Annotated in this window: 14 protein-coding genes and 1 pseudogene; 8 read left to right on the top strand and 7 right to left on the bottom strand. The window is 65.1% G+C overall.

The features are described 5' to 3' along the window. Window positions 1-153 precede the first annotated feature (153 nt). Window positions 154-954: an alpha/beta fold hydrolase gene (locus QOC69_RS34705; RefSeq protein WP_526447148.1), complete on the top strand. Its 801-nt coding sequence runs from the start codon at window positions 154-156 to the stop codon at window positions 952-954. Window positions 955-1,106: 152 nt separating this feature from the next. Here the strand turns inward: QOC69_RS34705 and QOC69_RS34710 are convergent. Next, window positions 1,107-2,212 (bottom strand): IS3 family transposase gene (locus QOC69_RS34710; protein ID WP_526447150.1). Its coding sequence is split into 2 segments (ribosomal slippage): window positions 1,107-1,945 and window positions 1,945-2,212, totalling 1,107 coding nucleotides; the frame shifts between segments, so codons are not numbered across the junction. Between the two features lie 137 nt (window positions 2,213-2,349). Between QOC69_RS34710 and QOC69_RS34715 the strand changes: the two genes are divergently transcribed. Together QOC69_RS34715 and QOC69_RS34720 are read left to right on the top strand one after the other, a co-directional pair. Continuing rightward, a complete protein-coding gene (locus tag QOC69_RS34715; protein WP_526447152.1) occupies window positions 2,350-2,640 on the top strand; it encodes a type II toxin-antitoxin system Phd/YefM family antitoxin in 291 nt (96 codons plus the stop codon). Further along, the gene (locus QOC69_RS34720) at window positions 2,637-2,900 is read left to right on the top strand and encodes a type II toxin-antitoxin system RelE family toxin (protein WP_526447154.1); all 264 of its coding nucleotides are present in this window, start codon (window positions 2,637-2,639) and stop codon (window positions 2,898-2,900) included. The genes QOC69_RS34715 and QOC69_RS34720 overlap by 4 nt, the downstream gene beginning before the upstream one ends. 176 nt (window positions 2,901-3,076) lie before the next feature. Here the strand turns inward: QOC69_RS34720 and QOC69_RS34725 are convergent, their stop codons facing one another. After that, complete coding sequence (locus tag QOC69_RS34725) at window positions 3,077-3,325, bottom strand: hypothetical protein (RefSeq protein ID WP_526447156.1); 249 nt, start codon at window positions 3,323-3,325, stop codon at window positions 3,077-3,079. Between the two features lie 168 nt (window positions 3,326-3,493). Further along, complete coding sequence (locus QOC69_RS34730; RefSeq protein WP_526447158.1) at window positions 3,494-3,883, bottom strand: DUF4232 domain-containing protein; 390 nt, start codon at window positions 3,881-3,883, stop codon at window positions 3,494-3,496. A 19-nt stretch (window positions 3,884-3,902) separates the two neighbouring features. On the opposite strand from QOC69_RS34730, the gene QOC69_RS34735 reads away from it, so the two are divergent. From QOC69_RS34735 to QOC69_RS34745, 3 genes are all read left to right on the top strand, one after another. Next, window positions 3,903-4,118 (top strand): VOC family protein, encoded by a 216-nt coding sequence (locus QOC69_RS34735; RefSeq protein WP_526447160.1) that lies wholly within the window; start codon window positions 3,903-3,905, stop codon window positions 4,116-4,118. A 230-nt stretch (window positions 4,119-4,348) separates the two neighbouring features. Continuing rightward, window positions 4,349-5,239 (top strand): cyclopropane mycolic acid synthase family methyltransferase, encoded by an 891-nt coding sequence (locus tag QOC69_RS34740; protein ID WP_526447162.1) that lies wholly within the window; start codon window positions 4,349-4,351, stop codon window positions 5,237-5,239. Between the two features lie 238 nt (window positions 5,240-5,477). Beyond that, on the top strand, window positions 5,478-6,020 hold the full coding sequence (locus QOC69_RS34745; RefSeq protein WP_526447164.1) for a lipoprotein LpqH: 543 nt from the start codon (window positions 5,478-5,480) through the stop codon (window positions 6,018-6,020). A gap of 82 nt (window positions 6,021-6,102) precedes the next feature. On the opposite strand, the gene QOC69_RS34750 is transcribed toward QOC69_RS34745, so the two are convergent. Continuing rightward, window positions 6,103-6,780 carry a guanylate cyclase gene (locus tag QOC69_RS34750; protein WP_526447172.1) on the bottom strand — a complete coding sequence of 226 codons (678 nt, stop codon included), beginning with the start codon at window positions 6,778-6,780 and terminating at the stop codon, window positions 6,103-6,105. 41 nt (window positions 6,781-6,821) lie between these two features. On the opposite strand from QOC69_RS34750, the gene QOC69_RS34755 reads away from it, so the two are divergent. Next, the gene (locus QOC69_RS34755) at window positions 6,822-6,983 is read left to right on the top strand and encodes a hypothetical protein (protein ID WP_526447166.1); all 162 of its coding nucleotides are present in this window, start codon (window positions 6,822-6,824) and stop codon (window positions 6,981-6,983) included. 4 nt (window positions 6,984-6,987) lie between these two features. Here the strand turns inward: QOC69_RS34755 and QOC69_RS34760 are convergent, their stop codons facing one another. After that, complete coding sequence (locus QOC69_RS34760) at window positions 6,988-7,761, bottom strand: adenylate/guanylate cyclase domain-containing protein (RefSeq protein ID WP_526447174.1); 774 nt, start codon at window positions 7,759-7,761, stop codon at window positions 6,988-6,990. A gap of 40 nt (window positions 7,762-7,801) precedes the next feature. Between QOC69_RS34760 and QOC69_RS34765 the strand changes: the two are divergent. Continuing rightward, a pseudogene (locus QOC69_RS34765) lies at window positions 7,802-8,754 on the top strand (hypothetical protein). Here the strand turns inward: QOC69_RS34765 and QOC69_RS34770 are convergent. Both QOC69_RS34770 and QOC69_RS34775 read right to left on the bottom strand, forming a co-directional pair. After that, window positions 8,751-9,119, bottom strand: a complete 369-nt coding sequence (locus tag QOC69_RS34770) for a limonene-1,2-epoxide hydrolase family protein (protein WP_526447168.1) — start codon at window positions 9,117-9,119, stop codon at window positions 8,751-8,753. The pseudogene QOC69_RS34765 and the gene QOC69_RS34770 overlap by 4 nt on opposite strands. Further along, window positions 9,116-9,352: cytosine permease (locus QOC69_RS34775; RefSeq protein WP_526447170.1), on the bottom strand; the 237-nt coding region annotated here is incomplete at its 5' end. The genes QOC69_RS34775 and QOC69_RS34770, both read right to left, overlap by 4 nt.

A 9,352-nucleotide genomic window follows, 5' to 3' on the forward strand; every position in this document is an offset into this window, starting at 1 on the left:
TCAGTTCCTCGACAGACTGACGGTGCAGACCACCAACCTCAAACCCACAGCCATCCCGGCCGCCACATCGGCACCCTCACCGACGGCTCGAACCCCCGTGGTCGTCATCCCGAGAGACGCTCAACACTCGCATCGGGGAGGGGGCGTGTTGAGATGCCAGTGGTGGCGGTTGCGGGCAACGTTGAGATCTTCTATTCAGAACACGGCAGCGGACCGACAGTGCTCTTGCTGCATGGGTGGGCCTGCGACGGCGCAGATTGGAGTTGGCTGGCCGCCGATCTCGCCGTCGATCACCGAGTCGTCATCGTCGACCTGCGCGGCCACGGCCGATCGACGCAGACGGTGGATCCATACGGAGCACAGGTTCTGGCCGAGGACGTAGCCCGGGTACTCCGCCATCTTGTAATCGATCGCGCGGTCGTGGTCGGGCATTCAATGGGAGCTATCGTGGCCTCCACGCTCGCAGTCGAATTCCCGAACATGGTTTCCGCGTTGGTATTGATCGACCCCAAGTACGGGGTACCTGATGAAAGGGCGGCGCCGCTGGCCTCAGCGATGAGGCAGGATCCGCTGGAGGCTGCGCAAGGCATCTTCTCCCGGTTCTACGTCGCTGAATCACCGTTGTGGCAAAGGTTTTGGCATGAACGACGTCTGCAAGGCATGCCACGGTCTGTCATTGCGAAGACGTTCCTTGCCATGTGGGGTCCGGACAGCCTTGGCCGACGCTCCGTAGCTGAAACCTACCTCGGGCGGAGGGAATGCCCGACGCTGGCCGTCTACGCCAGCTTGTCGGCCGATGCCGCCGAGTGGGAGCGGACACTGCCGCACGGTCCTCACGACCAGGTCGCTGTCTGGAGCGGCACAGGGCATTTCCTTCATCAGGAGCGTCCACAGGAGTTCGCCCGGCTCATGCGCGATTGGCTTCGTGAGCTCCAACCTGGCGTTACGAGGTAAGGCCGATGCCCACACCCTGCATCGCGGCGCATCGTGGCTGTCGCCGACAAGAAAACGGACCGAGCCGGACGAACTCAGCTACGCGCCCTGCGGGAACACCCCCCGCGGGGAATGCGACGTCATACTGCACACAGATACAGCGGATGAGTCGTTCATTGGTGGGTACAGGTGGCAGCGTAGCGAGCTGACGGTAGGTAGCCCAGGGCGGAATGGCGGCGGTGGTGGTTGTAGTCGTGTTTCCAGTCGCTGATCACGAAGCGGGCCTGAGTCAGTGACCAGAAGCTGTTGATGTTGAGGCATTCGTCGCGGATTCGGGAGTTGAATGATTCGACGTAACCGTTGCGCCATGGCTGGCCGGGTGGAATGAAGTGCAGACCGACACGGCTGCAGGCCCATTCGGCCATTGCCGCACAAGCTAATTCGGGTCCGTTGTCGCAACGGAGCGCCGCTGGATGGGTCCCGCGGTCGGCCGCTAGGCGGGCAAGTTCGGCAATGAGGTCCTCACCGGTAATGCTGCGCTCAACCAGACCGCCCAGACATTCGCGGTTATGTTCGTCGATAATAGACACGATCTTGATCGGGCGTCCGTCGGTGGTGACGTCGAACTGGAAGTCGACCGCCCACACCCGGTTGGGTGCATCTGCGGTCACGGTGTCTGTCGCCGTCGAGGTGCCGTGGCGTTTGCGGCGCCGCCGCTGCGGAACCCGCAACCCCTCATCGCGCCAAAGCCGTTGAATCTTCTTATGATTGACGACCCACCCCTCACCGCGAGCATCGTGATAGGCCGGCCGGAAGCCGCGGCGTGGATGGTCCTTGGCGTAGGCGCGCAGCCAGTCCTGCAACGCCGCATCTGGATCATCCGGTGTGGCCGAGACAGGCTGGTGTCGTTGGGTGGCTCGGTGCTGCCCGGTGATCCGTTCGCTCACCCCCAGCACCCGCTGTAGGTGGTGAACGGCCGCCCGCCGGCGTTCCGGGCTTAGAAGTTTCCCCGGGCGATCTCCTTGAGCGCAGCCTTCTCCAACTCAGCATCAGCGAGCAGCCGCTTGAGCGTGGAGTTCTCCCGCTCCAGGTCCTTGAGCCGTTTGGCGTCATCGGCCTTCAACCCACCGAACTGGTTGCGCCAGCGGTGATAGGTCGCCTCAGAGACCCCCAGCTCGCGGCACACCGCCGCGAGGTCCTTGCCCTCGCCGAGCAGCCGGTCGGCCGTCGTCAGCTTCCGCACAACCTGCTCCGGGCTGTGCCTCTTCCTTGTCGCCATGATCTCGTCGAGCCTTCCTGCCCACTACGTGGGCCGCAAGACTCTCATACGCCATGGATCAACCAAACGGGGTCAGGCCACCCACACTCGCCACGCACTCGTGATCTCGAGCGTCCGATCGCGCCAGAATTCTGTACATGTCGACGCTCCCGCTGGCCGAGGTTCGGGCCAACCTCTCCAAGCTGGTTGATGAGGCTGTCCGCACCCATGAGCGAATCGAGATTACTAAGCAAGGTCGCCGGGCAGCAGTGATTCTCAGTGCGGACGACTTTGACTCGATCATGGAAACTCTGGCGATCCTCGGTGATCAAGAGCTGATGCGCGAGGTCCGAGCGGCCGAGGCAGAGGCAGAGGCCGAGGACGGCGAGATCTACACACTCGACGAGGTGACTGAGGAGATGCGCGCCGCCGGGCGGCTCCCGCAGTGACGTATCGAATCGAGTTGACGGCGGCTGCGAAGAGGGCGCTCACCGATCTGCTGCCCGAGGCCGTGGCCGTCGCGTGCAGGGAGTTCATTCGAGGCCCGCTCGCGGAGAATCCTCAACGAGTAGGCAAGCCGCTTCGCGGTCGGTTGGAGGGGCGGTACTCGGCGCGTCGGGGCCAGTTTCGCGTGATTTACGAGATCTTCGACGAACGGGTGGTGATCCGCGTCATCCACATCGCGTATCGGCGTGACGCTCATCGGTGAGTGAGGCAGAACCCGTACCGAGCATCGTCGCCCTCCTGCGCGGCTACCACCCGAACGGGCATCTCGTCTGGCCTTCGGATCCGCCACGTCTACCCGCACACCGATCTGCCCACGCGCGCGCGTCAGCCCGCCACCGGTGATCCGGTGACGGGCCGAGGGGTTGTCCCCGACGCGGGCTAGTGAGCGGCGACGCCGCTGGGCTTGAAGCCGCCGGGGAGGGAGACGTCGAAGCCGCCGGGCAGGGTTTGCCGGCACTGGTTGCACTCGACGATGGGGCCTGCATAGTCCGAATGATCGATCGTCGGACCAGGTTTCGCGGGAGCGGCCTGGGCGGTGCCCGCGGTCATCCCCAATCCGGCCAGCGCGACGCCGCCGGAGAGCAGCGCGGCGACGATCATCTTCTTGAGAGGGTGGTTGGTGTTCATGTTGTTTTCTCCCTTCGGTTTTCGCGGTTCCGTTTGAACCGCTGGGTTGTTGACGACACGAATGTATGGCCGTTTTCTTGGAAGATTCTCAATGCATTTCGTGTCGAGCCCTCGATCGGGCACGACGAGTTTCTTCGTCTCGTTGATCGGCGCCGCCGCCGCAGGGGTTCAGGCCACTGGGCTGATGGTCGCGCTGCAAATCGGTAGGTTGGCCGTCAACGTGCGCGACACGAAGTCGTTGGGCGGGGTGACGACCAACGTGCCTATGCGTGGGCACGAGTCACCGGTAGTGGTGTCGATCGCGTAGGCCTCGACGTCGGCGCTGGCGACCTCGCCTGGGTCGAGCGTCACTCGATGGACCGCCAAGGCATGCCGTCGCTCGACGCTAACCAGGACACCGCCGGCCGCAGTGACCAGGTCCGCTCCGGGGAACCCGGTGAGCGCGCACAGGTGTGACGACGTGTTCGTGAAGGACACGACCACGCGACGCAATGTGTTGCCCGACGCCATCTCTCCGTTGGTGACGTCGAGGCCACCGCCGAGGTAGTACCTGGCCATCCGACGACGTTGCGGTGGGGTGAGTCCGTTTGATGGTGGCCGACACCGAGACCCGAAAGCCCAGACGGCGTCCCTGTATCTGTACGTCGCAGGCGTGGACGCCGCCTACCGGCAAGCGGTCGAGCGCGGGGCCACTTCGGTCGAGGTCCCCGAGGATCAGCCTTACGGCGAGCGTCGCGCAATGATTCGGGACCGATGGGGCAATACATGGCAGGTGGCAAGCATCCTGTCCTGATGTGGATCGGCTGCCCTTCTTTGGCCCTCGCGGTGCGGCGGCCTCCAATTCCGTCCGCGTAGCTGCGCAACCAAAAACTTGTCGCGCGCCGAGGCTTGGGCACTAGCTGATCAGACACGGTGGGATACGCGCCGTCCGGCGATTGCCGCCCGTGTAGGGTCCCGATCACAGTTAGACCACATACGTGATGGACGTCACTTGCCCCGGCATGAGGAAGGCGCGCGGCACATATGCCCGAGAAAGCATCCAGCTCGACGAAGTGGCGGCCACATTTCGAGGACATCCAGGCCCACTACGGCCTGTCCGACGATTTCTTCGGGCTGTTCCAGGATCCGAGTCGCACCTACAGCTGCGCTTACTTCGAACCCGCGGACCTGACGCTGGAGCAGGCGCAGGTCGCCAAGATCGACCTCAACCTGGACAAGCTGGACCTCGAGCCGGGTATGACGCTGCTCGACATCGGCTGCGGATGGGGCGCCACGATGAAGCGGGCGATCGAGAAGTACGACGTCAACGTCATCGGTCTGACGCTGTCCAAGAACCAGAGGGCGTACACCACCAGGCTGCTCGACACGTGCGATAGCAACCGAACCCACGAGGTGCTGTTGGAGGGCTGGGAGCAGTTCCATCGTCCGGTCGACCGGATCGTGTCCATCGAGGCGTTCGAGCACTTCGGTTTCGAGCGCTACGACGACTTCTTCAAGAACTGCTTCAGCATCATGCCCGATGACGGACGGATGACGATCCAAAGCACCACCAGCTACCACCCCTACGAGATGGCCGAGCGTGGGACACCCATCACGTTCGAGGGCCTGCGATTCGTCAAGTTCATCCTCACTGAGATCTTCCCGGGCGGCCGGATCCCGACGGCCAAGATGATGCAGGACCACGGCGAGAAGGCCGGGTTCACCGTCCCCGAGGTGCTGTCACTGCGGCCGCACTACATCAGGACGCTGGGCATCTGGGGCGACGCTCTGGAGGCCAACAGGCACGAAGCGATCGAGATCCAATCCGAAGAGGTCTACGACCGCTACATGAAGTACCTTCGTGGCTGTCGGGGCATGTTCACCGACGAGTACTGCGACGTCAATCTCGTGACGTATCTAAAGGCTGCTGCGTAGCCGACCCCTCCATGGGGCGGCGTGGACCGTCAGAAAATTTTCGCTGGCGTAAATAATTCGCCGCCGCGCGTTGGGTGATCGTCGTCCAAAACAGGTAGGGCACGACGCACCTCGTTTGGGCTCCGCTGCGTGAGGCTCGTCACGGCGAACTCACCTGGTTTGCTGACGCACGCATCGGGACACCGCCGAAGTTGCGGTTCGACGTCTGAGGCGCCGCACGGAGTCTCATACTGCGTCCATGCGTACCGCCGCGGGCCACCCCGTGCCGGTTGGTATCGCTGCGCTCCTAATGGCCCCGCTGGTGACCTGCTCGTGCGACCGCGACTCCGCCACCTCCGTCACGACGGTGGTCTTCGATGGCAAGACCCAGACCATCACCGGGGAGGTGCTCTGCAGCACCCAACCCGACGGCAAGCTGCTCATCCTGGTGAATCAGGACGGTGGCAGGAAAACGGTGCGGGTGGTGCTCCGTCAGGAGCCTCGACTCGTCGTCGAGAGGGCTGGCCTGCGCTACCTGGACGTCGCGGGTTTCGTGGCCGACTCTGGTGAGGTCGTGGCGACCAAAGTCGACAACACGTACACGTTCAGCGGGCGCATGCCTCCCAACGAGGGAGAGCGGCAATGGCATCTGTTCACGATCGAGACCACGTGCGCCTACGTCCAGCCCGCCCAGCCACCGGGATATCACGGTTCCCCGGCCGCCTCGCATCCCGCACTTCTGGGCGGGGAGGCGCATTGCGCTGGCGGTTTGGAGTGGTCGGCCCGCCGACCTCGGGGATGATTATCGACGGGCCGATCCATGCACAAGAACGCATATCTCAGGTGATTTTCATCCTTGGGCGGGTGTGTCGTAGGGCACTCCGCTACGGGACGACGGCGATTTCGTCGCTGAGCCGGTAAGCGGCCGCCAGCGGCAGCGTGTCGCCGCTCCAGAACTTGCCAGGGTCGAACCAGTTGGCCGGCTTGTCCGTGGCGAGTAGACCCATCTCGTCATAGGTGACGGCCACCGTCTCCGCGCAGTAGGCGGTTTCCAGCCCGACGCCGCTGTGCTCGGCCTTCTTGCGCTGAGCCGCGTCACGAACCTTCCTGTCCAGGACCGGGATTCCTCTCACCCAGTCAACCGCCGTCGGAACCCGGCCACGAAACCACCGCGCCGTCACCCGCGCCGTACTGGGGAACGGCGTGCCGTCCAGCCGGGCGATGACGCGCAGCAGTCGGTCCTCTTGCTCGCGGGTGGCGTACGGGGTCAGCTGACGCAGCCAGCACCGCTGTTCGTATTTGTTGAGCCACTGCTCGACGGCCTCGCGGGCGTCGTTGAGCTGCACACCGCGGTGCGTGGAACCGGTCCACATGTCGGTCAGCTTGTTGCCAAGTTCGGCGTGCCAGATCAGCGGGGGCATGTCGTCGATCGCGACCGTCATCCCGACGTGGTTCACCGGACTGTTCGTCAACGACTGGATCGCCCGGTCGGGCCCGGAGTGCCCCCGAAACAGCCAGATATCGCCGGTCCGAGTCTCGTCGAGAGCGCGCTCCAGAGACACCGTGCTTTCCTTCACAGGCGAAGCATAGGCAGACTCTGTCCATGCGAGGCATATGGAAGTTGGTCGGACTGGCCGGTGTCGCCGGCGTGGTGGCGGGTGGAGTGCTGGTGGCGCGTGATCAACGCAAGCGAAAGTCCTACACGCCCGACGACATCCGGGCCAGGCTGCACCAGAGGGCGGCCGAGGCCGGAGCCACCGAATAGCGAGTCATAACGACAGCGCGTACAGCCGGTAGGTGCCGCTGAAACCCTTCAGCTCCACGTCGCGACCGTCGTCGAACGCGATGCCATTCTCATCGCCGATGGCGTCACGGACCGGCTCACTGACCAGGACCTCGCCGCCGTCGGCCGCGGCAGCGACGCGGGCCGCCATCGCGACGTTGCGGCCGAACAAGTCCTCACCCCGGCGAACGGACTTGCCCACGTGGATGCCGATCCGGACGCGAATGCCGTCGCGCCGCTTGCCGAGTTCGCGCTGCACGTCGATGCCGCAGCGCGCCGCCTCCTCGGGTTGCGCGAACGCGATCATGAACCCGTCGCCCTGACTCTTGACCACATGGCCCGCATGCCGCTTCACGTGGCGGCTGACCATCCTGTCGTGCCGGTCGATCAACCGGACCCACGCCCGGTCACCGATCCGCTCGTTGAGCGCCGTCGACTCCTCGATGTCGGAGAACAGGATCGCCACGCGCCCGCTGGGGGCGAGCCGGGCCAGATCGGGGCGCTGCACCTCGGCCCAGTCGGCCAGGTCCTCGATCGACGAGCGGACCGCCGCGCCCAATCCGTCCTTGCGCAGGATGGTTGCGGTCTGCCACATGTTCTTGACGGCCTCCCTGCCGCCGGATAGCAGGTTGGCTCGGGTGTCGACGCGACGGCGAAGCTCGGCCAGCTGACGTTGGCCGCGCGTCAGCCGTGACCACAGGACGACGAGCGCGACGGCTTCGATCGCGGCGATGGCGCCGAGCACGTAGACCGCCATCATGGTTACCGTCACCGCACAAGTATTGGATGCTGAGGCCGTGATGCCCGACAAACCGCCCTATTACGAGAGCCGTTTCGTCCGCGCCAACCACCCCGACCAGGCCGTGGCGCTCTGGCTGCGGGAGACATTGCTCCTGCCGACGGTCGGCGAACCGGTGGCCGACGTGTGGGTCATGGTCTTCGACCCGGACGGTGCGGGCAATCGGGCGCTCAAGGTCGGGCACCCGCTGAGCCAGTCGGATTACCAGTACGACGAATGGACCGCGTGGATCGGCGACACCACGATCGACGACGTTTCCGCCAGGGGCACCGTCACCGGCGACGGCCGCTCTGCGGCGTGGGACCTGAGCATCGCCCCGGCGACGAGCCGCCCGTGAAGCTGCTCACCGAGCGCGGTTACCGGGCGCCGTTCCCGACCGCCAAGACACTGGTCCGGCACCCGCTCGCGACGTTCGACGGGCACGTGGAACTCGACGGCGCCCGGCTCGGGCTGCAGCACTGGACGGGCAGCGTCAACCACAACTGGGGTCGGCGCCACACGCCGGCCTACGCGTTCGGCCAGGTGTGCGGTTTCGATGGTGCACCCGAGTCAACCCTCGAGATCGTCACCGCCCACGCCGCCGTCGGACCCGTCTCGCTGCCGGCCGCGACGCTGTTCGTGTTGCGGCACGGCGGAAGCGAATTCGCCGCCCGATCGATCCTGGCCGCTCGTCGCACCCACGGAAGGTACCGACCCTTCTCTTGGTCGTTCGGGGGACGGGCCGGCGACGTGACGATGGAGGGCGAGATCACCGCCGAGCCCTCCGACGTGATCGGGTTGACGTATTTCGATACCGGCGGCGCGACGAAGTACTGCTACAACTCCGCGCTCGCTTCGTGCCGAATCCGCATGTCCGGGAATGTGTCCGGGAACGTCGAGCTCGTCGCCTCGCGCCGGGCCATGTTCGAGATCCTGTTGCCCGAGCCGCACGACACGGTGAAGTTACTGGCTTAGCCGAACGCGGCGGTGACGGTCGCCAGGTCGAAGTAGTCCCGCCACGCGGCGATGCGGCCGTCGCGCACCTCGAACACGCCCATCACCGGCAACGCGAGCTCTCCACCGTCGGTGCGTCGCATCACGTCTGTGCGCTCGTTCATCACGACGTCGCCCTGGCTGAACTGGCGGTGCACCTGAAAGTCGATGCCGTCGAATCCGTCGAGCATCACGGCGAGGAACCCCTTGATGGCCTCCTTGCCCTCCGCGGCGGGCATCGGAATGTTGTGGTAGACCGCGTCATCGGTGAACTGACTCAGGATCTCGTCGGGGTCGGGATTCGCCCACAGCTTGCAGAAGTCGGTCACCACGTCGTCAGGCGTCATGCCTTGATGAAACGCAACGAAGCGAGGTAAATCAATACCGCCAGCGCGGCCGACCCGACGGTGCTGAGGTCCACGCCGCCGGCGATCTCGGCAAGTGGCCCGACGTACAGCTCGGTGTTCACGGTCAGTAGGCCGAACCCCGCGCCCACGCTCCAGGCCACGACGGCGGGCACGTTCCAGCCGCCGGTGAACCAGTACTGGCCGCCGCGCCGGCCGTGCGCGAACGCCTGCAG

This window comes from Mycobacterium sp. (assembly GCF_032162105.1).
Taxonomy (GTDB): domain Bacteria; phylum Actinomycetota; class Actinomycetes; order Mycobacteriales; family Mycobacteriaceae; genus Mycobacterium.